Here is a 21,637-nt window from a genome sequence, read left to right as displayed (position 1 = left end):
TTCGTGAGACTGAGCCGTGTGCCATCGCTGTGAGACAGATCGAAAGTCACTGGTCAGCGTTCCGGCCTGTGCCACGTGCCGCGAGACCCTACACCCAGTGTGGGATCTCAAATCCCGTGTCGGAATCTCACGGCCAATGTCGGATCGACGTCGGATACGACATCGGCCGTGAGACCGCCCAGGTCGGCGGACCGGTGGCCCGAGCCGCCCGGCGCGGACCGTCGGGGAAATGACACGGGCGTGAGACTCCAGCGTCCGACACGTCGTGAGACTGCGGATGAAGCCGCAGGTCATGAAGACGGCTTCCGACACGAGCGGCGAGAACCTACACCCAGCCAGCCTGACAACCTGTTCGGGCCGGCCCTCGCGGTCGGCCCGGCGTCAGTCAACCGGGGTCCACGGTGGTGGCGGGGTGATGTTGTTGCCGTCGCACAACCAGCAGTCCCAGTCGTCCGGCAGGGTGTAGAGCTCCCGCCAGAACCCGGTCGGCCTGCCCCAGACCGTGCAGTCCGCCCCACACCAGCCACACACGAACGCGAAGTCCACCCTGCTCCCCCTTTACTCCCTGCCAACGATGGCTCTCCGCGAACCACACACAAGGCCGGCCCGAGCGAACAAAACTGGCTACCGCCAATCTGACCAACGTTATGGAGAAACATGCCGGACCAGAGCGCCAAGACACCGAAGTCCCTCTCGATGCAGATCATTGAGCTACTGGCACCCCCCGCTACCGAGTGCACCACCGCAATCGAGCTGAGCCAGTACCTGGAGATGGTGGGCCACGTGTCAAACGTGCTGACCCGCGGCTTGCGGCAGGCAACCCGGGGAGCTCTCCTTGGAGGAGCGGATTCGGGCCTGCAGGTCAACGAGGTCAGCGACTACCTCGCGAAGGAAATCCAGCGGACTGGCTCTGATGCCCGCGAACTGCTCATCCTGGTTAAGCATGTGGCCGATCTGACGGCTTCGATCGGCGACGCCGCCTTGCTCGCCTCAGTCAAGTTCGAGCTGCACAACGACATTGCTGTCCGGTATGCCGTCTCCCAGATCGAGAAGCAGTCAGACAAGTGATGCTGCCCGTTGGCCCGTGACACGCAGAGGCGCGACGCCCCCAGCCCGATCCGGGTTGGGGGCGTTGTCGCGTGTAGCCAATTGCCACCTCTGACTACACTTCGCAAGCCTGCCCGCAAGGCGTACGCGCGTGCTGATCTGCCTCGCTATGAGATGACCGACACGATCGCTACGCTTCTCTTCCCACGGGCCCCACTCCTGTTTCGGCGCCGCCCCACCCGCGCCCTACCGTCGACCGCGCGCGGCCGCCCATCAGAACCAGAGGACCATGACAGCCAACGCCCATACCCTGCTCGCCGAAATCGAGCGGGACGTCCTCAACGAGGACGTTCACCTCGCGAGCATCCTCCGTAAGTGCATCGTCCTCGCGGGCCGCGCCGACGCCGGCGAACTCCGCTCCTGGGCTACCAAGGAACTCCGCGGCTACGAAGTCGACGACACCGTTCCCGACTACCGGGAAGTCGGCGCTCCCATATCCATCGACGCGGTGGCCGGCATGAACCGCATCACCGGGCAGAACATCAGCCCGCGGGTTCTTCCGGACTTCGTTCGCGACAGGATCTCCGACAAGTACACGTTTTATGTCGGCATTGGCGAAATCGAGGCAACGATCGTGGGCGCTAACAACACTCATGTTCGCCTCTCGCTTCCCGGCGCCACCGACATCGCGGCCATCATGAACAGGGACGCGAACATCGCGCACCAGCAGATCACCGCCGTGTACTGGACCGTCGCAGTCTCGGCGCTGCGCGCGATCCTTGATAACGTACGGACCACGCTGGCCGAAATGGTCGCCGAGCTGCACGTCATCGCGCCCGATTCTCCGGAACCCGACGCCAAGCAGATCGACAAGGCCATCAGTGTGGCCGTCGAAGGCAGCGGACACACCATTAACGTCCTGGCCCCGCAGGACAGCAGTCAGGCAACTGTCGGTGCCCCTGCCGGGGACATGCCCCCCGATTCGCCCTTCTGGACCCGTGGTCGCAAGATCGGTGCATTCATCGTCGGGGCAGCAACCGTCCTGGCCGGAGCCGCCACGATCTTTGCCGCACTGAAGTAGCTCGTGCTCTCCGCGCGAGCGGAGGTGAGCTGGCTGATCCCGGACGGAGTCAACTCCGTCCGTGGGTGCTCTCCGCGCGAGCGGAGGTGAGCCGTCCGGCGCGAAGCTGTCGACGAACTACGGTGCGGCGCGAGCTTCCGGTCCGGCCCGAACTGTGTCTGGGTCCGCATCTGGAGACCCGCATCCGGACGGCCAGCTGGTCAGCCTGACACGCGAACGCCGGTGTCGCCTTGCCGATGTCATGCACGCCGGTCGGACAGTCTGCTCCCCGCACCCGCAGGAACGGTCCCCTCCGGCTCGGAGAGGTGCTTGATGACCGTTCCTGCCACCCCGTTACCTTTTTTCATGGCCCCGCAATGGGGCCTCCGGCCTGGCATTCCCGGACGTGATGACGGGTATCCGGGTGCCTCGGCCGCTCGGCAGACCTCGAACGACGCCCACCGCGGTCCTCGCGGACAAAGCGTATTCGTCTCGCGCGATCCGCACCTACCTGCGACATCGCGGGATCCGGGCGGTGATCCCCCAGCCCGTCGACCAGGCAGCGAATCGCAAGCGGCTCGGCAGCCGCGGTGGGCGCCCTCCGGCGTTCGCGCGCGAAGCGTACAAACAGCAGAACACGGTAGAGCGGTGCATCAACAAGATCAAGCAATGGCGCGGCCTGGCCACCCGCTATGACAAGACCGCCACCACCTACCTCGCGGCCCTCCATCTGGCAGGCATCTTCCTGTGGTCAGCAAGATGATCCGGAGGAAACGGCCTGCTGCCTCTCGGCCTCAGCGGAGGGTTCGACTCGATGCGTGCGCGGCCAGGGCGGCTCGGCGGCGGGGGAAGTCAGAGAGTAGGGGGGCGACCTTCTCCGGGGTGTATGGGGCGCCGGTGATGCCCTGGCCGGCCAGGGCGCTGAAGAGCTGGTCCGGGGTCGGTGTCTCGCCCTCTTGGTCCAGGTGCTGGGACCATGCGGCGTAGATACGGAAGTGCGGGAGGTAGCGGCGCAGCGTCGAGGGGCTGACGGGTGCTCCGCCGCGGCCGGTCATGCCGTTTTCGGCGAGGTGCTGGGACAGGGCGGTATCGCGGGGCTCGTGTGCGTACTGCTGGATGTACTGGGTCCAGGCGAGGTAGTAGCGGTCCACGGTGGTGAGCGGTTCAACCGGATCGGCGTCCGGGCCGGGTGTCGGCTCAGGGGCCAGGTCAGCCGCGGGTGCGGGCTCGGGCGTCACCTCAGGTGCAGGTGCGGCTGCCAGCTGGGAGTTGGGCTCGGGCATCGCCGCAGCTGCGGGTGCCGGGGCGGTGGCGGGCTCGGCGTCTGCTTGCTCCCGGAACCCTTCGGCCTCGGTCGTCTTCGTGAGGTTGACGCTTTCGGGACCAGGGCCGTTTCGCTGCTCACCTTCCTGCTCCCCGTGCGGCGCGGGCTGGCCGGAGTCGATTACCGCGGTGACGGTGCGGCGTTCGGGGGCCAGCGCCAGGGATCGGCGCAGCGTCGGCTCGAAGGCGTTGGAGGAACCAGTCGGGTGCCCCAGCGAGGTGCTCTGTGGGGTCTCGGTTGCCCGGGTGTGCTCGGCGGGCGGCGGGGCGATTTCGGGTTGTGCGTGTGGTTGCTCGGTAGCCACCCGTTCCGGGGCCCGGGGTGCGGGCACGAGCTCGGGGGGAAACTCGATGCCCGCGGCGTGGAGGCCGACCGGGGCGGTCTCGGCGAGCGGTACGCCGTACTTCGCCAGGCGCAGCGGCATCAGTGACTCGATGGGTGCCTTGCGGCGCCAGTTGCGGCCGAACCGGGCCTGCAGGCGGGCCTGGTAGATCAGCCGGTCCTGTTCGAGCTTGATGACCTGTTCGTAACTGCGCAGCTCCCACAGCTTCATCCGGCGCCACAGCTTGAACGTGGGGACGGGGGAGAGCAGCCAGCGGGTGAGGCGGACGCCCTCCATGTGCTTGTCGGCCGTGATGTCCGCGATCCGGCCGACGGCGTGCCGGGCGGCCTCGACGGAGACGACGAACAGGATCGGGATCACCGCGTGCATGCCGGTGCCCAGCGGGTCGGGCCAGGCGGCGGCGCCGTTGAAGGCGATGGTGGCCGCGGTCAGCAGCCAGGCGGTCTGACGCAGCAGCGGGAACGGGATCCGCATCCAGGTCAGCAGCAGGTCCAGCGCGAGCAGGACGCAGATCCCCGCGTCGATGCCGATCGGGAAGACCAGGGAGAACCGGCCGAATCCCTTCTCCTCCGCGAGTTCGCGGACGGCTGCGTACGACCCCGCGAAGCCGATCGCGGCGATGAGCACCGCACCCGCGACGACGACCCCGATCAGGATCCGGTGCGTGCGTGTCAGCTGCACGGGACTTCCCGAGTTTGCTGCCCCCACTGCGTCCTGCCCCTCCTGCACATCCTGTTTCACGTCGGGCAACACTCTCACGCCCACCGAACGCTTCACATGGGTGTGCGACAGCGAACGGCTGCAGGAGCGTTCGGGCGACGTTCCACCGCAAGGCTGTGTGCACCGGACCACCGATGGGTCTCCGGTGCACAACGAACGGCCGGGCTGTCTCGCCGTACCTCAGGCCGTACGCTCCATGCGGCCGGACGGTGCCACCGGTGTGATGGTGGCCAGCCCGGCCCGGTCGGCTGCCAGTTTCCGCAAAGCCCGGACCCGGGCTTCGTCGCTGGAGCGTGTCCGCTTTTGTCGGGTGGTTCTGGCTTGGAGGTCGGCCATCGCCTGCTGGCTGTTGAACGCGGCTTCCGGCTCGCGGGCCTGCTCGCGGATCTGGCGCTCGATCGCGCTCTGAATCACGGGATCGACCATCGTCACCTTCCGGCTGGCCTGGTGCGCTTCGAGGGCGCGCCTGTAACCCTGGGACGCCGTCTCGCGTGTCTTCGAGACTCCGGAACGGGCCGGAGGCACGGGGGGAGCGTGCTCTACGGGGGCTGGGCTGGGTGGGGAGGCGAGGGCTGTGAGGGTGGCGGGGCGCAGGATCTCCAGACGCTGCACTGTGTCCGAGCCAGCAATCGTGTTGATCTTGGCGACGATCTGCTTCTGGTGAAGGGTGAGCTGGGTGCGGTGGGCGGGTGTGGCGGGCAGCAGGTGCAGGGTGCGGGTCGCCGTGTCGAACTGCACCGCATCGACCTTCCCAACAAGCTCGGGTGCGATGGCCGGCCACTGATCGAGGACACTGCGGCTCGTGGCGGCGGTGGCAGCCGCCGTGTCCCAGCCGCGCGCCGCGACCATCTGCGCCACGGCCTCACCGAAGGGCAGCGGGTCACGGCCACTCTTGCGGGAGCGCGTGGTCGTGAGGGTCTTGGTGCGCTGGGTCCGCGGTGCGCTCTTCGCGGCGGCGCGGGCTGTCTGCAGGGCGACACGAGCCAGGTCGACGCCGCTCAACGAGGTATCACTCATGCCGAAACTCCCGTCGCGGTAGTGGTCCCGAGGAAGGCCGCGATGTCGGCGGCCGCGTCGCGGTCTGTGAGGTCGTCCAGGCCGCGCTCAGCCTGGCTGGCGGAGTAGGCGGCGAGGCCTTCGGCGAGGCCGTCCAGCACGCTGCGTACCAGGTCGGGCCTCGATGCGGTCAGGGCCCCGGACGTCTCCTGCTCGTCCCAGTCCTCTGCCGCGACCCCGGCTGCCATGTGCTCTGCGGCGGCCTGCTTGGCCAGCTGGACGCGGATGTACTCCGCCGGGCGGGCCGGGCGCCAGGTCAGCATCCAGGAGTGGAGCTCCGCCGCGATCGTGTCGGCGTCTAGGCCCGCGTCGATCAACGGCCGCAGCACGAACTCCAGGCGGCGCAACCGGACCCCTTGGGTCCACTGCACCCGGGCCCGCACCTGTCGGGTGATCCAGATACCGCGCTGCACCTGACGAGCGGTCCGTCGGGCCTCCCGGGTCTTGCTGCTGCTCTTTTCAGGGGCGGGGGAATCGATGTCGCGGCTCGCGCGCTGGCGCGAGGTGTAGTTACTACCACTCTCAACATCAGCTTCAGGTGATTGGTGGTACCGACCAGGAGAATGGGGCTCACGGGCCCCTGAACTGGACTTATCCACAGGCAGGTTGTCCACAGGGAGACCACCCTGCGAACTGCGTGCGGCCGACGCCGTGACGGCACGCTCCCGGCCGGCCTCGGTCACTCCGCACACCCGGGCCTCGTAACCGGAGCCAGTAAGCCGGTGCCCCATAGCGTCGTCGTACACCGGGGGGATCACCGCGGCGTAGATGGTGGCCGTGGCCGTGTACGCGCGACCGGGGAGCCGGAGATTGCGCTTGCTGCCATGCCGCCACCACGCCAGTGCGCCCAACTCGCGCAGCACCCGGACATGGCGCTTCACCGTGGCCAGAGACAACCCGGTGCGCCGGGCAGTGGCGTCGAGGCCGTACATCGCGAGGCCGCGCCGGTAGTCCATCCGGGACGCCAGATCGCGTGCGACGGCGAGCGTGGCCGGCCCGGACCGCGGATGAATCCCGGCATCGACCAGCCACACCACCGCCCGCAGCCACGCGCGCGGCTCAGCATGCCGCGACCGGGTGTGGCTGACGTTCTGCGCCTCTCCGAGCACCACGGAGACCGGCATGAGCGGGATCTCGTCCAGCTCAACAGAAGGGAGACGCGTGCTTTCGGCGCCGGCCGCCGCCTTCACAGCGACCTGCCCGACAGAAGGCCATCAGGCACCGGCGCGGACAGCGGCAATGAAGAAACAGCAGGAAAACGGGTGAATCGCCGGGACGTGGTCCGCTCAGCGAAGGGCCCTGCGCAAGGACGCAGAAGGTACAACAAGGCTAAATCCCCTGTTTAGGGGAGCCATGACCTGCGGGTGTGACCTGACAGGGGCCCAGTGTTGTTGGCGAACCGTGAGAGGGCCGCCTATTCTGGGTACAGGTGACCACGGGGCCGCAAGGCCCACGGGCATCACCCCCGGCGAGGTCACCTCACCGGACACGACTCGGATGGCTGTGAGAGGCTCGAGTCGACTTAGAAACCGCTTCGTCCTTGCCGGGACGGGGCGGTTTCGTCATTCCCTAGGGGGATCTGGCAAACGGTGACATCAAGATCACTCCTGAAGGTTGCTGGTGTCCGGGCCGGTCGCGAGCGGGTGCTTGATAGCCAGGCCTGCAAGCAGTCGGATGTAAGCCTGGCGGTGCGGCTCCCGAGGCTCGACCTTGCCGGTCTCCCAACGGGCCACGGCTAGCCGCCGAACGCCCAGAACGTCGGCTACCTGTTGCTGCGTCAACCCATCGGCCTTGCGGAGGCGGGCACGAGCAGAAGGGGTTGGCAGTTCACGAGACCGCGTCAAGACAGCGTCCACTGCTGCGAGTAGATCCACCACCAACATCTCCTTTGATCATCACCAGGATCGCTTGAAAGATACATCATGAAGTGTCCCGGGAGCCGCAGGGCGTGACAGCGAGTTGCTTGAGTGGTCAAGCCAGCGCATCGGCCCGTTCAGCCAAGTCGAGCAAATCGCGGGTGGCATGTTCACCAGCGATCAGAACGAGCTCTCGAATCGCAGACCGCGCGGCCTGGTGGGTTCGGATGAGTTCGGGAGCAATGACCTCGGCCTTGAGTAGGCAGTTCAGGGCTTCTCCACCGTGCCGCCGCTGGACGTGAGCCCGTCCCAGATCCATCAAGAGCCGTGCTTGCCGCTCTGGGGAGAGACGCGCGGCTTCGATCCCCGAACCGATATCCAAGGCTTCACCAGCGTCGCCCAGCTCCACCGCAGTGCTTACTGCCTGAATCTCTACGTTGACCGGCCCGAACTCCAGATTGAAGTCATTGCGGTCCTCGCCGAGCTGCGCAGCGATCGAGCGTGCGTGATTGATCTCTTCCTTTGCCGCTGTCCGAGCACCAGAGCGAGCCCTAATGAGCGCGAGCGCCAGATGCAGTGAACCCAGCGCAGACAGTGCTTCAGGCGTGCTTCCACCGTGTTCACGCAGAGCGTCGATCGCTGTCTGAGCAGCATGTTCTGCCTGTCCCAGGCTTCGGAGGCGGACGAACGCCTGCACCATCCTGAAAACGCTGGCACAGACGTGCAACGGGTCGCCGGAGCGCTCCGCAGCGAAGATTGCCCGATCTGCGGCCACCCAGGCCGCGTCTGCTTCGTCCTGCCGGACGAAGGCCGCGGACAGTGCTTGGTACGCGCGTGAGATCTGGAGGTAGAGGCCCGGCTGCTCTTCCGCCGTGGCGGTACGGACCGCTCGCTCGAGTTCAGGCAGCAAGTCCACGGCCAGTACGCCCACACGAGCCAACTGGCCGGCATGAGTCAGGTCCCAGAGGTCACCGACATCAGCTCGGAGGTCATCCATGGCTCGCGGTTGGCCTGCGCTGGTACCAGCCAGGAGGGTCCGAAGAGCAGGATGCCCCGAGAGCAGCCGCCGAGTTTCGTCCAGGTCGTTGGACAGCGCTGGTCCGCCTGGGCCGCTCAGGGGGGTGCCGGAGTCAGTGGGTGCACTCGGCCTTAGCTGCTGGACAGACACGCCCAGTTCATCGGCGATCTGCTGCAACAGATCCATCCGCTGGACCGGTTGGATGCCTCGTTCCACCTGCGACAGCCAGCTGCTCGTTTTACCGAGTGCAGCAGCGAACTCGGCCTGTGTTCGGCCCAGTTCTTTGCGGTACTTCTGGACACGCTGGCCAAACACCCGGTCCTGGGGATCAACGTCCTTGCCCGTGGGTTTCATGACGGGCCTACCCCAGGGCGCTTTGTGAGCTCGCCCACCTCATCGAGGAATGTCACATCGACGGAGGTCAGTAGAGCCTCTCGGGCAGCGAGGAAGTGCTTCGTGTGCTCCTGCTCCTCGTGCGTCTGGAAGGCGCTTCGGTCGACGTAGAGCTCGTAGAAGACCCTCACCAGGGGTTCACCAACCGGGGTGTGGACGATGTAGGCCAGCGTGCCGGGCTCAGCCCGGATGCCTCCGATCGCCCCGGCAAGTAGCGCATCGAACTGCTGAGCAGCTGACGCGTCTCTCAGGGCGAACCGCACCGTCAGTGCAAACCCGTTGCTAGGCACGGAGTCCTCCTCTCTATACAGCGAAACCTCACCCATACTCTCACACCTTAAGTTGTGGTGCTAGGTCACAGGAAAAGTGTTGACTAGCACTCACGGTGCGAGTAGTCTTCGAGTTGTTCCCAGCTCAGGGCGAACGCCTTAGCTGGGCAACCGCAGCAGATCGCCACTTCGGTGTGCCCCGGGGAGTTGAGGCACCTCTAACTCCTCCTCCGGGACCGTGACTGCCGCGTGCACCGTCGCAGCGCGTATGCGCTGTCTGTCCTGTAGGACGCCGGTTCGCCGTGCGGCCTGGAGGGCGGAGAGAGCACCCGCGACGCAGCTACCCGTCACTCCGCACATGAGGAGCTCCCCATGTCTGCATCGACTCTTGAGCGCACCGCCCAGCAGCGGGTGCGTCGGACCCGGACCCGGGCCGTCAACCCCTTGCCTGCCCTAGCCGTATCGACCCTCCGCCCCCACGAGTACGACCTGCGGCCGACCTGCATCTCGCTGGTCTGCCCGAGTTGCCGGACGTGGGTTCCGATCAGCAGGCCGGGCGGTTCGAAGCCGACGCTGGTGCCGCATCACACGGAACCGGCCGGCACCGAGGACCCGGTCCGCTGCGTCCTCGGCTCGAACCGCCTGGTGATCCTCGATGTGGACATCGAGCGGTGGTGGCAGCGCCTGGAGGAAGGTGTCTCCCAGACCGACGGCCGCCGCTCGAATCGCGTCACCCGGAAGCCCAGGACGGCCGTCGCGCCCGCTGTCAGCCAGATCCTGGCCCCGCTCCTGATGGACGCGAAGACCACGCTCAAGCGCTGCCAGGACCACAAGCGGCGGTGCTCGGTCTGCGCCAATCCCAAATCCCCCCGCTGCACCGACGGCGACAGGCTCGCCCGCCTCTATGCCTACAAGGCGGCGCGCACCGATCCCCGCCACGGGACTGCCACCACCCTGGAGGAGCTGGCCGAGCGCCGGGAGCAGGGCGCTTGGTGGCTGCGCGAGCTGCAGTGGGCGGCGACCGCCGAGCCGGTGAAACGGGCCGACATCCAGCGTGCCCACGACACCCTCGAAGCGATGCTCCAGTCCCTCACCCCCGAGAAGGCCGGCGGTCCGCAGCTGACCGAGTGGGGGCGCGCCGAGCTCATGAGCGCCATCGCGCTGCTGGCAAAGAAAGTCGAGCAGCTCAGTCGGTAGTACCTCAGCCCGCATGACCAACCACGGGCCCGGCTCACCCCTCACAGGGTTGGGCCGGGCCCGACAGAACCCCACGGAAGGACAACCCCATGCAGACATCGCAGGCCCGGATCCTCAGCCCGGCGGACCAGTTCGCCGCGTACGAGATGCCGCTCCTCTCCTACGTGAACGATCGCCTCGAGTTGGCCGACTACCGGCGCGGTCGCGAACTGGCCCGCGCCGCGTGGACGGTGGCGCTCGGCTCGCTCCAGCTGGTGCCCGACACCGGCATGGAGGGAGATCTCCCGGCCTGGCTCGCGCGGGCCGCCCGCCAGGTCGTCCGCGAGCAGACCTCGCCGAGTTTCCACGCCCAGCTCCTCACCGTGGCGGTGAGGGCACAGGCGAGCGGATGGCCGCCCCGGCACATCGCGGCCGCTGCCTGATTTCCAGTCCCGACGATCGACCACGGCGGTCTCCACCCGAGCAGCGTTTCGGGTGGAGACCGCCGTGGCTGCTCGTATGGCAGTCCCGGGCCGCTATGGCCCGAACGCACGACGCACCCCCGGGATTAGGCCCCCGGGGGTGCGTCTTCGCACGTCACCCTCCGAAGAAGGGCAACCCGCGCATGCACAGCATTGCATCGACCATGATCCGACCCGCACACGGGGCCGGACTCCCCATCGCTCCGCGCGCCGGCACCATCGACGACATCCGCCGCGAGGACGACCAGCGGGGATACGAGCGCGACGAGACCGACTCATTCCGTCAGCTTGTTGCCGGTCTGGTCGTCGACGGTGACCGCCGCGCCGGATCCACCGGCCGTCATGCCCGCCGAACACTGGCCGAGATGGCCCCCGGCTACAAGCGCCAGCCCGTCCTGCTCCTCACCCGCCCGCTCACATTCCGGTCCACCAGCATCGCCGCGCACCAGGCCTGCACCTCGTGCCACGGTGCGGGCGGGCAGACGGTGGACACCAGCAGCGACGGAGTGTCCCGGCAGCACTGGCAGTCCTGCACCGCCTGCAGCGGTACGGGGGCGGCCCGATGAGTTCCTGCGGACACCAACCGCGGCTGATCACCGTCAACCAGACCGGCGCTGACGGCAAGAAGTACCAGTCGGTGCGCCACGAACCGTGCACCTGCGGCGGCAAGAAGTAGCTGTCGGTGCAGCTGATACGAGCAGCCCGGACCGCCCAGCACCACGCGGTCCGGGCCATCGCCCTACGCGGCCTGACTCACCCGCTCACCCACCTCCTGCTCACGGCCGCCGCCACGGCGGCCGCCCAGGCATGGGACGCGGGCCACCGGGTCGCCGACATCCACCCCGCACGAACTGATCGGAAACCAGCCGGTGGCTGACAGCCTCCACACCCGCTACATGGCCGCCAGCGACACCTGGCGCACCCACCGCAAGGGCTGCGAGCCCTGCCAGACCAAGCAGCCCTGCAAGACCGGCACCCCGCTGTCCGAGCGGTTCGTCCGACTGCAGGACGCCTACCTCAACCACCTCCGCAACCGCCCCTGAGGAGCACTCATGGAACCCCACTCCCCGCGCGCCACCGGCACGACCGACCGTCTGCCGGACTCGCTGTGCACGCACACCCCGACGTGCCCGACCGCCGACAGCCCGGACCGTGAGGCCGCGCAGGTCGTGGCCGCGCACCCGGAACAGGGCTGGAGTTTGTTGTGCAACGCCCTGGTGATCTTCGAGGACACCGGGGAGCTGCTGCCCGACGGCCGGGTCGTCGCCCCGCACCGGCCCCTCGCCACGGTCGCGGCCTGACGGTTGCCCGATCCGCCCGCACCGGCCGCCGACTACGGCGGCCGGGTCGGGCGGTGACAGGGAGCCGGACAGCCCGGACCGCCGGCTCCGCGCCGGTACATGCGATACGAGGAGACCTCATGGCACAACAGCCGCAGACGCAGCCCGCCGTACGACCGCGGACCCTCTACTTCAAGGGCGACCTGGTCCTGTTCCGCGACGTCGAAAGGTTCTGGCTCGGGCTGCCCGGCCACACGTTCGTCGGCCGGGTGGAGCGGTCCTGGACGAACGTCCACAACGGCAAGCTCCTGTACGACCTGATGGAGCTCAACGTGAGCGGCAATCGCGCCCGTGGCGGGATCGACCCCGACTACATGCGGCCGCTCCCGGCGACGGACGCGATGCGCGACATCGACACCGCGCCGCTGAGCGAGACGGACACCGGGGCGATGACCCCGGCCGCCGTCGCCTGGCTGCGCCAGCACCTCGCGCAGGACCGCAGCGCGTTGCCCGTCCGGCGCTGACCGCCCCAGCACAACGGCCCTCCGGTTCCCAGGCATTTGAGCTGCCGGGGACCCGGAGGGCCTTCTCACGACCCTACCCACCGCCGCTGATCCACGGTGCCCCCTACGCGGAGGCGCCCGGAAGAAAGGACACCCCGTGGCCACCAAGCCCGCCACCCGCCGCAGGCGCCAGCCCGCAGCGAACACCAAGCCCCGAGGCACCGGGCGCGCCAAGGCACCGGCGACGCCGGTCTCCATTCCCGCCCAGGCCGCCGCCCTTGAGGAAACGGTGCCGCTGGTCTTCCCGGAGGCCGACCCGGTCCTGGCCGACGCCGCCGACCGTGCCGCCGACCTCCGGGACCAGGCCGCCGACGACGTCGCGCGGATCCTCGCCGACGGCCAGGTGCTCGCCACCGAGCTGCTGGACGGCGCGCGCACCGAGGCGGCCTCGATCACCGAGGCCGCCAACGCGGAGCCGTCCCGCCTCCTGGCCGTCGCCGCGACGGACGCCGACCGGGTCCGCACGGAGGCCGCCACCACGGCGGCCGCCGATGCGGAGCAGGTCCGCGCAGCCGCCGAGGCGACGGCGGAGGAGCTGCTCGCCGACGCGCGCACGGAGGCCGACACCGTCACGACGAAGGCGTCCGGCGCGGCCGAGAAGGTCCTCGCCGACGCCAACGCGGCTGCCGAGCAGCTGCTGGCCGACGCCCGCCGCCAGGCGCAGGAGGTCGCCACCACGGCGGCCGCGCAGGCGGAGCAGGTCCGCACCGAGCTGCTTGCGGCTGCGGAGCGCACCGCGGTGGAGACCCGCACCCGCGCCACCACCGACGCCGAACAGGTGCTGGAGCAGGCTCGGCGCGAGGCCGACCAGCTGCGCGAGAGCGCGGGCGCCCAGGCCGCGCAGGTGAAGGCCGGGGCTGAGAAGGCGGCAGCCGAGCTGAGTGAGGACGCCACCCGCGAGCGGGAGGCGTCCCGTGCGGATGCGGCGCGTACGCGGACGCTGGCCAAGGAGGACATCGGCCGGCTGCGGGCTACGGCGGCCGAGGACGTCGAGCGCCTGACCCGCACCGCCCGCGAGGAAGCCGATCGGATCCTGGCCGCCGCCCACGCCCGGCAGGAGGCGCAGCTCAAGGAAGCCGAGCAGGCCCTCTCTCAGGCCCGGCTGAGGAAGGCGGATGCGGACCTCACGCTGAAGGCCGCCGACGACATGGTGGCTGAGGCTGCCGCGCGGATGAAGCGCGCCACCGACCGCACCGAGCAGGCCATGGAGCGTAAGCGCCTCAAGCTCCAGGCCGCCACGGAGCGCGGGGAGGCGAAGGAAGCCCGTCGGGCGAAGTCCCGTGAGGGGCGGGCCACGGCCCGGGCGGGCAAGCCGGCCGTGGCCGACCGTGCCAAGGCCTTCGTGAAGGTGAACGCGGAGCGGTTGATGGTGATCGGTCCGATCACCGCGCCAATGGCCGTGGCGTGGACGGGGCAGGCCGGGTTCGCCGAGGACATCCTCGGCTGGGTCGTCCCCTTCACGATTTTGTTCGCCGCCGCGTGGGAGCTGTCGACGGCCTTCGTGGGCTGGATGTACCACCAGGCCCGCCAGGGCGGCGACGCCGGAACCCTCTACCGCGTCAGCACGTGGATCTTCGCCCTGGGCGCCGCGGTCATGAACTTCTGGCACGCCTCCGGGCAGCCGGTGCCTGGCAGCCGGGTCTGGGACGCGAAGGAGGAGATCTGGACGGAGCAGATCACCTACTGGCACTTCACCCCGAAGGCCGTCGCGTTCGCCGCGATGAGCATCGTGGGGATGGTGCTGTGGGAGCTGTACGCCTCGCTGATCCACCGCCGCAAGCTCCGTGAGGACGGCAGGGTCGCCAAGGCCCGCCCGTCGATCGGCGCGGTCCGCTGGCTGCGCTACCCGGTCCACTCCTTCACCGCGTGGTCGCTGGCGATCACGGACCCGCGTCTGACCACGCTGGACCGGGCCTGGACCGCAGCGGGCGCGGAGCTCGCGGACCGCAAGGCGGACCGGACCGGTCTGGCCCGGCACCGGGTCGTCGTTCCCCGCCTCGCGGCCGACGACCACGGACCGGCAGCCATTCCCACCGTCCTCACCCTGACCCGCATGGACCGGTCCGGACCGCTGGACAGCTTGGTTCCGGTCCGCCCGGTCCAGCACGGCGGGTACCCGGTCCGGTCCGGTCCGGGCGAGCGGAACGCGGTCCACGGTCCGGTCCGGACCGCAGGGGCCACGGACCGGACCGGCGGACCGGCGCTCGCCCTGGAGTCCGGTCCGGCCGGTCCGCAGGGCGCTGACCTGCCGACCGGGCCCGGTCCGGACCGTGGACCTCGGACCGTGCCCGCCGCCCAGAGCCTGGCGGCAGGCCGGGGGGTGACGGTCCGGACCGCCGATACCGATCCCGGACCGCAGGAGTCGGACCGGACCGGACCGGCCGGCCAGGAAGCCCCGGAAGGCGATTCCGGTCCGGACCGTGGCGAGGACGGCGGTCCGGACCTCACGGTCATCACGCTCACGGACCGGGAGCGGACCGCGCTGGACCGCCTCCGGACCGAGGGTGAGCCGCTGAACCGGACCAACATCGCCAAGGCGGTCCGGACCGAGGGCGGCACCATCGCCACGGACCGCGCCGGACAGATCGCGGTCGCCCTCAAGCAGCACACGGTCCGCTGACCGGACCGCCCGCACAACCGTCCTGCCGCACATGGTCGTCCCCGGTCCGCGCTCGCACCCCCGAGCGCGGACCGGGGACGGCCACGGCCGGCAGGCCGCTCGCCCGCACCGCGCCCCAAGCGCGAACACAGCGGGCCAGGCACACCCCGCCCCACGCCACGACCGCATCCGTCTCCCCTGCACCGAGCTCGGGCGCCGCCCCGAGCGACTGGAGACCCGCGACGCGGTTCAGGCGCACGAAGACCCCCCGCTGAAGCGTGATCAGCGGGGGGCCTCGGTCTTCTGCTCACGCAAGAAAGGAGCACAGCATGGCACCCACGACGACCGGGCCAGCCCCGAAGTCTGGGAGCTTCACCCGTACGACGACCCCGCCGGCGCCCGCGCTGGCACCCCCCACGGTGATCCCGCCGGCCCTGGAGATCTGGGCGCCCGACCCCCCGACCTGGAGCCAGCGAATGATCCCCAAGGGGATCCGGTCCGCGATGGCTGACCTGGGGCTTTGGCAGGAGCCGCGCCCCTTGAAGCCCTCGTTCCACCTGGTCCAGGTGATCGAAGTCCTCACCCGCTACGGCTGGTGCCAGTCCTTCGATTTCTCCCCCACCGGACGTATGTGCATCAGGGGTGCCCAGACCTTTCTGGAATCCACCGGGCACGTCACCACGATCGACCGGAGTAAGGCCGTGAATTACCTCCAGTCCCAACTGGCACGCCAGGGCGTGAACATGCGGTTCTGGGAGTGGAACGACCTTTCCAGCAACACCTTCCGGGGTGTGGAGGCCACCATTTCGGCGGCCTCCGACATGGCGCGTAAGAACGGAGACTGAAATGACACCGGCCGAAGAGAGGGCATTCGAAGGAATTCAGGCCGGAATGACGGCCGGAATGACCTTCGGAACCAGCGCTCCGGACGCTTCCCCGTACGCCGATGAAGGGCCGTACGGAACCCCGGTTATGCACAAGAAGGCCGGTCTGACCCGCCGCGGAAAGGTCGCCATCGCGGTGGCTGGAGTGGCGGTGGTCGGCGGCGGAACCATCTGGTTCCAGGTCCATTCGGCGGCCGTCGCGAAGGACGAGAAGGAGGCCGCCGCCCTCCAGATCCAGATGAAGAAGCTGGAACTGGAGGAAATGAAGATTCGGAACCAGCAGGCGAGCACCGCCAAGAAGGCCGCCACCGCTTCCGCAGAGAAGATCCAGGCGGCCGTCGACAAGTGCGTGAAGGACTCCTCCGGCCTGATCGGCAAGGGGTACGGATCGCCCTCCAGGGGCGACGTCGTGGCGGACTGCAAGCAGCAGTACGAGACCGCCGACGGGTCCGGCATGCAGGCCGCCGGCAACGCTCAGGACGCCAGCAACACGGGCGGCGGCGGGATCAACTCCGCCGCCCTGCTGGGTCTCGTCGCCGGTGGCGGCCTAGCCGTCGCGCTGTTCGCACGCAAGGGCAAGAAGGCCGACGCATAGTCACGCACAGTGATTAATTACTCCCTCTCTACCTGGCGGAGAGCGCCGCAATCGGACTCTCATGGTCCGGTGATCGGCCGCTCTCCGCTGGGAGGTAGTGAGTAAGGAACCATCGCGATCACAGAGAGCGAGGAAATCATGGCGACCGATACGGCGCCCCCGGTCCCCGCGGGACCCCCCGATCCGCCCGCTGTGCCGGCAGCCAGCACCGCGCCGGCGCCCACCGGAGACACCGGCATCATGGCCGCCCTGATGGCCGCGGTGGAGCCCGCCCGGCCGGTCACCGCGACCGCCGGGGCCAGGCCGGAGGGTGACGACCCGGCCGCGAAGGCGGACCCCGACGGAGTGGTGGACCGCTCTTCCCCGGGCGTCACCAGCGAGCAGTTCAAGGCCCCGGAGGATTTGACCGGGGCCGGATCCGACGCGGCCGGTACCAAGCACAAGGAGGGTGTGTTCAAAACGCTGATCCGGGCGGGCGCGACCCGTTGGGCAAAAGGCGGCGGGACCGTGAACAAGCGGCTGGACCTGGAGAAAACCAGGGCCGGTGCGCACCAGGTGAAAGAGGCCCGGACCACCACGGTCATGAAGTCGCCTGGACTTCCCACCCGAAGCGGCTCCGGAGGGGCCGGTGGAGGGGGCCGTAATTCCGGCGGAAACAGCGGCGGAAATTCGGGCCGTAATTCCACCGGGAACGGCTCTACGGGTACCGGACGCGGCGGAAGCGGCGGCACCACCGGAGGCGGCGGGCGCGGTTCGTCCGGCTCAAATGGGAATGGCGGATCCGGCAGCGGTCGCGGCACCAGCGGAAACGGTGGCGGAGGTTCGTCCAAGGACACCAGCGCCAAGGGGCCGAAGGACTCCGGGGCTAAAGGGAAGGATGGCTCCTCGGGGAACTCGGGTTCCGGTGGAAAGGCTGGCAAGGACGGAAAGTCCGGCGCCTCCGGAAACGGCGGCGGATCGACGTTGGGCGGATCGTCCGGCGGCAATTCCGGCACCTCGAAGGACAAGGCCGACAAGGACAAGGGCGCGAAGGCCGACCTGACGAAGGGCGGCGGCAGCGGCCACGGCTCGGGCGGCTCCTCCGGGAGCAGCGGCGGATCCGGGAAGAACGGTGGCTCCTCCGGGAGCAGCGGCTCCGGGAAGAGCGGCTCCTCCGGGAGCGGCGGGGGATCCGGTTCGAGCGGCTCCTCCGGCAAGAGCGGCGGATCCGGCCACAGTGCGAACGGGACCGACAACCGGACCCCGCTCCAGCGTTCGCGGGAGACGGGTCACGGCGACGGGTCCGCGGTTCGTAACGCGGTCGACCACGTGAAGGCGTACGCGCAGGGCACGAAGGACGGCTACCAGGACAAGAAGGGGGAGAACGGCAAGGAGCACGCCCGGCTGGACAAGGCGTACGCCGATCACAAGGCGAAGCAGCCAGAGCCGAAGCAGGACGACCCCAAGCAGGGCGACCCGAAGAAGCAGGGGACGACGGTCACCGGGCCCAGCGGCCAGACGATCGTCATTGCCCCGCCGGAGAGAGGAGACGACGGAGTGAGCACGGACGTGAAGCCCCTCCTGGTCAAGGAGATCGACGCGAACACGCTGACCCTGGGCACGGACGGTGCCCGTGGGTCGGTCAGCCGCAAGGAGCTCCGCAACTTCAAGCAGTACGAACGCAAGCTGGAGGCAAAGGAGAATCACCTGATCAAGGTGGCCGACGCGTGCAAGTCGCTCGAGGCCGCGGCGGAGGACGAGGCGAAGGACTGCCAGGAGCTGGCCGACCAGGCCAAGGCCGTCGAAGGCGGGGAGAAGCTGGCCGCGAAGCTGACGCGGCTGGCCGACGCGGCGAAGGCCCAGGCGACGGAGGCCGCCGAACTGGCCAAGCGCGCGAAGCGGGCGGCGGAGATGTGCAAGGTCGTCATGACCAACATCGGCACCCGGTACGCGCCGCTGTACAAGGCCGTCGTCGACAGCGACGAGACGAAGCCGGCCGAGCTGCGCTTCTACAACGACAAGGGCTCCTACGCGCCCGCCGCGTAGGAGAAGACGGGAGATCCGGTCATGGCGGAACTGACGTACAAGGTCCTCGTCCGTAAGACGCAGGACAAGGAGAAGGCCCTGGCCCGCAACGCGGAGGGCGTCAAGAAGGCCGCGGAGAACATCAAGGAACTGGCCGACGACACCGCCTCCGACGCGGACGCGCTGGGAGCCAAGAGCGTGGACCGCGACTCCCTGGCGGAGTGCCAGGAGCTGTCGAAAATCATCCGCGGAGTGTCGGACGGCGCGATCAACTACGCGTCGAAGACGTCCGACACCGCGAAGGCCGCGAAGGCGGCAGGCGACCAGGCCCGCACCACCCACGCGGGTTTCCAGGAAGCCTTCGACCGCTCCGACGTGACGGACCTGGAGAAGGTCAGCCGCGACTGGTTCGAGCAGGAATAGCACCCACCACCACGCCACCGGCGCGGCCGGCCCGGGGATTCCATCCCTCCGGGCCGGCCGCGCCTTTGCGGACCCCAGCACCCCAGACAGGAGTAGCCCCCGATGTCCACCATCACCAAGACCGTGCCGAACGCGGAGCCTGCGGAGCGAGCCACCGCGGCGCTCCAGATCGCCCTCCCCGTCGGGGTGGGCATCCTGGCCCCCTACCTGGACCCGAACGCGGCGGCCTACGCCGGGGCCGGCTTCATCGCCGGAGCGACGTTCGCCGGCGCCAACTACATGAACCGCCTGGGCCGCTGGGCGAACCAGCTCCCCGGGATCGACATCGCGCGGGCGCACCGCGACACCATGGGGATCTCCACGATCACCACCGGCATGGGCCTGGCTCTGGGCCAGCTGGGCGGAGCCGAGGCATCCGAAGCGCTGATGGCCGGTGTCTTCGAGCCGACCACCGTTCCGGGGATCCTGTCGCTGGGCTGGTGGGCCGCGGTCGTCTTCACCGGCTGGCGTCTGCGCCGCGTCTTCGGCAGGCAGAAGATCGAGGTGGAGCAGGCGCAGCCGACCGGGCAGGCCGCCCCCGCCAACACCGGCACCCCGGCCCCGGTGTCCCTGGCCGACAAGATGATCGCGGCCTGGGGGCGCGTGATCAGCGACCCGAAGACGGGACGCCACCGCAACCAGGTCCTCTCCGACGTCGTGATCTACGCGGACCGGTGGGAGGGACGGGTCACCGCCGCCCTGGGCGACTCGGTGAACGTGTCGAAGGAGGCCGTCTCCAGCCTCTTCGGCCGCTCGGTCGACGACATCACCCTGAAGTACGGGGCGCACTCCGGGGAGGCGTTCATCACCGTCTGGTACACCCAGCGCCCGGAGCTGGACCCCTCCACCCTCCAGGGCGCCTGGAAGCGCGTCCAGACGCGGGTTCTCCCGAAGACCCACCTGGAGGAGGTCGGCGAGGACGTGAACACCGGCGGCCAGGTGGCGCGCGTCGTGGCCGACGACGACCTGGACGCGCTGCCCCGCGTCGTCAACCTCGGGGAGCTGGCCGGAGCGCTGCGCCGCTCCATCGACCTCGTCTCCTACGAGCCGGGACGGCGTGACCCCAGGCGCGCGATCATCCGCATCATGGACCACAACCCGCTGGAGGCCGGGAACGAATTCCAGGGCCTGGACTCTCTGAAGGCCACCCCGGGCGGCTGGGTCAACATCGGGAAGATCGTGAGCGGTTTCCCCGCGAAGCTCCAGCTGTTCGACCCGAAGCTGGGCGCTCTGCACGTCGTGATCGCCGGTACCACCGGCTCCGGCAAGGGAGGCACGGGCCAGATGATCAGCTTGGCCTATCACGCCAACAAGATGGCCCAGATCTACGGCGACCCCAAGGGTGCCTCCAACCCGGCGATCCCGAAGATGGCTGCCTACAGCGGCCTGACGAAGTACGGCGCCCTGGGTGCCATGCGGCTGTCCTGGTGGGTGCTCCAGCACCGGATCGACGAGGCCGCCCGCCTGGACCTGAAGAACTTCGAGCCGTCCGCGATGCGGCCGTACTGCGCCACGATCCTGGACGAGGCCGCGCAGATGCTGGCCCCGGGAGCGGAGAACCGCAAGGAGGCCATCAAGATCGTCAAGGATGGTGCCTCGCTGACCCGCTCCATGGGCATGCCCTGGGTCCTGATCAACCAGACCGTCAACCTGGACCAGCTGGGCGGCGAGCAGGCCATCCGCGCCAACCTCATCGCCGGTGGGACCTGGATCATCCTGCGTACCGACAGCGACCAGGTGAACCTCGGGGACCTGCCCCCCGGCTTCGACGGGCTGGACCCCTCGTTGATCCCGCCGGTGTGGGTGGAGGAGGACGACGCGCTGGTGTACGACCCGACCATGGCGGAGTCAGACCCCCGCCGCACCTTCGGCCTCGGCTACGTCGCGGCGCCGGGCGGGCGCGCGGGCATGATGCGCATCGACACCCTCGAGGACGCCACGGAGCACATCAGGCCGGAGAACATCATGGCCCCGGTCGACGTGCCCTGGTGGGGTGACCAGGCGCGCATGGAGGAGCTGGCCATGACGCCCATCCCCGGCTTCGAGGAGAAGGACGGCGAAGGCGGCACCGGCGAGGCCGGCATGTCCTTCGCCGGTGTCGACCTCCCGAAGGCCAAGGAGCTCACCTCGGAGGAGAAGGTCTTGGCCGCCCTCCGCGACGAGTCCGACCCCATGTACGTCGACATGCTCGACCAGGGCGACGAGATCGACCCCGAGGACATCGACTACGTCGAACGGGGCCAGTTGCAGGCCGCCAGCGGGGTCGCGGAGTCGACCTTCGCGAACGTGCTGAACAAGCTGGAGAAGAAGGGGCAGATCCACCGGATCAAGGAAGGAAAGACCTCGAAGGTGGCCCTGGGCCCCCGGCCGGAAGAGACCGGCGAAGAGGCCGCCTGACCGCTGTCATACCACGGCGCGCCCCCACACCAGGGGCGCGCCGTTCCCGTCCGCGCTGCCCCGCCCCACACCCCCGCGGCGCAACCACCGCCGCTGACCTGACGCTCTG

At 69.1% G+C, this 21,637-nt stretch carries 24 protein-coding genes; 16 read left to right on the top strand and 8 right to left on the bottom strand.

Annotation, left to right across the window (positions count from 1 at the left end):
• Positions 1–381 precede the first annotated feature (381 nt).
• Entirely contained in the window at positions 382–546 is a 165-nt protein-coding gene (locus tag AB0F38_RS27965; RefSeq protein WP_361899008.1) for a hypothetical protein, read from the bottom strand.
• A 111-nt stretch (positions 547–657) separates the two neighbouring features.
• Here AB0F38_RS27965 and AB0F38_RS27960 point away from each other — a divergent pair, with 111 nt between their 5' ends.
• The gene (locus AB0F38_RS27960; protein ID WP_361899005.1) at positions 658–1,068 is read left to right on the top strand and encodes a hypothetical protein; all 411 of its coding nucleotides are present in this window, start codon (positions 658–660) and stop codon (positions 1,066–1,068) included.
• A 268-nt stretch (positions 1,069–1,336) separates the two neighbouring features.
• On the top strand, positions 1,337–2,128 hold the full coding sequence (locus AB0F38_RS27955; RefSeq protein WP_361899002.1) for a hypothetical protein: 792 nt from the start codon (positions 1,337–1,339) through the stop codon (positions 2,126–2,128).
• A gap of 49 nt (positions 2,129–2,177) precedes the next feature.
• Here AB0F38_RS27955 and AB0F38_RS27950 read toward each other — a convergent pair whose 3' ends face one another.
• Positions 2,178–2,375, bottom strand: a complete 198-nt coding sequence (locus AB0F38_RS27950; RefSeq protein WP_361898999.1) for an HD domain-containing protein — start codon at positions 2,373–2,375, stop codon at positions 2,178–2,180.
• Between the two features lie 75 nt (positions 2,376–2,450).
• Between AB0F38_RS27950 and AB0F38_RS27945 the strand changes: the two genes are divergently transcribed.
• Positions 2,451–2,870, top strand: a complete 420-nt coding sequence (locus AB0F38_RS27945; protein WP_361899029.1) for a transposase — start codon at positions 2,451–2,453, stop codon at positions 2,868–2,870.
• A 31-nt stretch (positions 2,871–2,901) separates the two neighbouring features.
• Here the strand turns inward: AB0F38_RS27945 and AB0F38_RS27940 are convergent, their stop codons facing one another.
• The 6 genes from AB0F38_RS27940 to AB0F38_RS27915 form a co-directional block, all read right to left on the bottom strand.
• Positions 2,902–4,455 carry a DUF2637 domain-containing protein gene (locus tag AB0F38_RS27940; RefSeq protein WP_361898997.1) on the bottom strand — a complete coding sequence of 518 codons (1,554 nt, stop codon included), beginning with the start codon at positions 4,453–4,455 and terminating at the stop codon, positions 2,902–2,904.
• A gap of 219 nt (positions 4,456–4,674) precedes the next feature.
• Positions 4,675–5,511: a DciA family protein gene (locus tag AB0F38_RS27935; RefSeq protein ID WP_361898994.1), complete on the bottom strand. Its 837-nt coding sequence runs from the start codon at positions 5,509–5,511 to the stop codon at positions 4,675–4,677.
• Positions 5,508–6,740: a cell wall protein gene (locus tag AB0F38_RS27930; RefSeq protein ID WP_361898991.1), complete on the bottom strand. Its 1,233-nt coding sequence runs from the start codon at positions 6,738–6,740 to the stop codon at positions 5,508–5,510. The genes AB0F38_RS27935 and AB0F38_RS27930 overlap by 4 nt, the downstream gene beginning before the upstream one ends.
• 411 nt (positions 6,741–7,151) lie before the next feature.
• A complete protein-coding gene (locus AB0F38_RS27925) occupies positions 7,152–7,433 on the bottom strand; it encodes a helix-turn-helix domain-containing protein (RefSeq protein WP_361898988.1) in 282 nt (93 codons plus the stop codon).
• 88 nt (positions 7,434–7,521) lie between these two features.
• Positions 7,522–8,778: a helix-turn-helix transcriptional regulator gene (locus AB0F38_RS27920; protein WP_361898985.1), complete on the bottom strand. Its 1,257-nt coding sequence runs from the start codon at positions 8,776–8,778 to the stop codon at positions 7,522–7,524.
• On the bottom strand, positions 8,775–9,143 hold the full coding sequence (locus AB0F38_RS27915; protein WP_361898982.1) for a putative quinol monooxygenase: 369 nt from the start codon (positions 9,141–9,143) through the stop codon (positions 8,775–8,777). The genes AB0F38_RS27920 and AB0F38_RS27915 overlap by 4 nt, the downstream gene beginning before the upstream one ends.
• A 315-nt stretch (positions 9,144–9,458) precedes the next feature.
• Here AB0F38_RS27915 and AB0F38_RS27910 point away from each other — a divergent pair, with 315 nt between their 5' ends.
• From AB0F38_RS27910 to AB0F38_RS27850, 13 genes are all read left to right on the top strand, one after another.
• Positions 9,459–10,283, top strand: a complete 825-nt coding sequence (locus AB0F38_RS27910) for a hypothetical protein (protein ID WP_361898979.1) — start codon at positions 9,459–9,461, stop codon at positions 10,281–10,283.
• 89 nt (positions 10,284–10,372) lie between these two features.
• Entirely contained in the window at positions 10,373–10,705 is a 333-nt protein-coding gene (locus tag AB0F38_RS27905; protein ID WP_361898976.1) for a hypothetical protein, read from the top strand.
• A 203-nt stretch (positions 10,706–10,908) separates the two neighbouring features.
• A complete protein-coding gene (locus AB0F38_RS27900) occupies positions 10,909–11,310 on the top strand; it encodes a hypothetical protein (protein ID WP_361898973.1) in 402 nt (133 codons plus the stop codon).
• A 116-nt stretch (positions 11,311–11,426) separates the two neighbouring features.
• Positions 11,427–11,621, top strand: a complete 195-nt coding sequence (locus AB0F38_RS27895; protein WP_361898970.1) for a hypothetical protein — start codon at positions 11,427–11,429, stop codon at positions 11,619–11,621.
• A complete protein-coding gene (locus AB0F38_RS27890) occupies positions 11,614–11,787 on the top strand; it encodes a hypothetical protein (RefSeq protein WP_361898967.1) in 174 nt (57 codons plus the stop codon). Before AB0F38_RS27895 ends, AB0F38_RS27890 begins: the two co-directional genes overlap by 8 nt.
• 63 nt (positions 11,788–11,850) lie before the next feature.
• Complete coding sequence (locus AB0F38_RS27885) at positions 11,851–12,045, top strand: DUF5999 family protein (protein ID WP_361899026.1); 195 nt, start codon at positions 11,851–11,853, stop codon at positions 12,043–12,045.
• A 119-nt stretch (positions 12,046–12,164) separates the two neighbouring features.
• Entirely contained in the window at positions 12,165–12,548 is a 384-nt protein-coding gene (locus AB0F38_RS27880) for a hypothetical protein (RefSeq protein ID WP_361898964.1), read from the top strand.
• Between the two features lie 136 nt (positions 12,549–12,684).
• Entirely contained in the window at positions 12,685–15,207 is a 2,523-nt protein-coding gene (locus tag AB0F38_RS27875; RefSeq protein WP_361898962.1) for a hypothetical protein, read from the top strand.
• Between the two features lie 308 nt (positions 15,208–15,515).
• Positions 15,516–16,031 carry a hypothetical protein gene (locus AB0F38_RS27870; RefSeq protein WP_361898959.1) on the top strand — a complete coding sequence of 172 codons (516 nt, stop codon included), beginning with the start codon at positions 15,516–15,518 and terminating at the stop codon, positions 16,029–16,031.
• A 58-nt stretch (positions 16,032–16,089) separates the two neighbouring features.
• Positions 16,090–16,665: a hypothetical protein gene (locus tag AB0F38_RS27865; RefSeq protein ID WP_361898956.1), complete on the top strand. Its 576-nt coding sequence runs from the start codon at positions 16,090–16,092 to the stop codon at positions 16,663–16,665.
• A 963-nt stretch (positions 16,666–17,628) separates the two neighbouring features.
• On the top strand, positions 17,629–18,690 hold the full coding sequence (locus AB0F38_RS27860) for a hypothetical protein (RefSeq protein ID WP_361898954.1): 1,062 nt from the start codon (positions 17,629–17,631) through the stop codon (positions 18,688–18,690).
• A gap of 21 nt (positions 18,691–18,711) precedes the next feature.
• The gene (locus AB0F38_RS27855) at positions 18,712–19,092 is read left to right on the top strand and encodes a hypothetical protein (protein ID WP_361898951.1); all 381 of its coding nucleotides are present in this window, start codon (positions 18,712–18,714) and stop codon (positions 19,090–19,092) included.
• Between the two features lie 102 nt (positions 19,093–19,194).
• Positions 19,195–21,528, top strand: coding sequence for a hypothetical protein (locus AB0F38_RS27850; RefSeq protein ID WP_361898948.1), 2,334 nt, complete (start codon positions 19,195–19,197; stop codon positions 21,526–21,528).
• The last annotated feature ends 109 nt before the right edge of the window (positions 21,529–21,637 follow it).

Source organism: Streptomyces sp. NPDC025273, from assembly GCF_040638585.1.
Classification (GTDB): Bacteria; Actinomycetota; Actinomycetes; order Streptomycetales; family Streptomycetaceae; genus Streptomyces; species Streptomyces cinereorectus.
The sequence above is the reverse complement of the archived record's forward strand: the minus strand, read 5'-3'. Positions and strand labels throughout refer to the sequence as shown.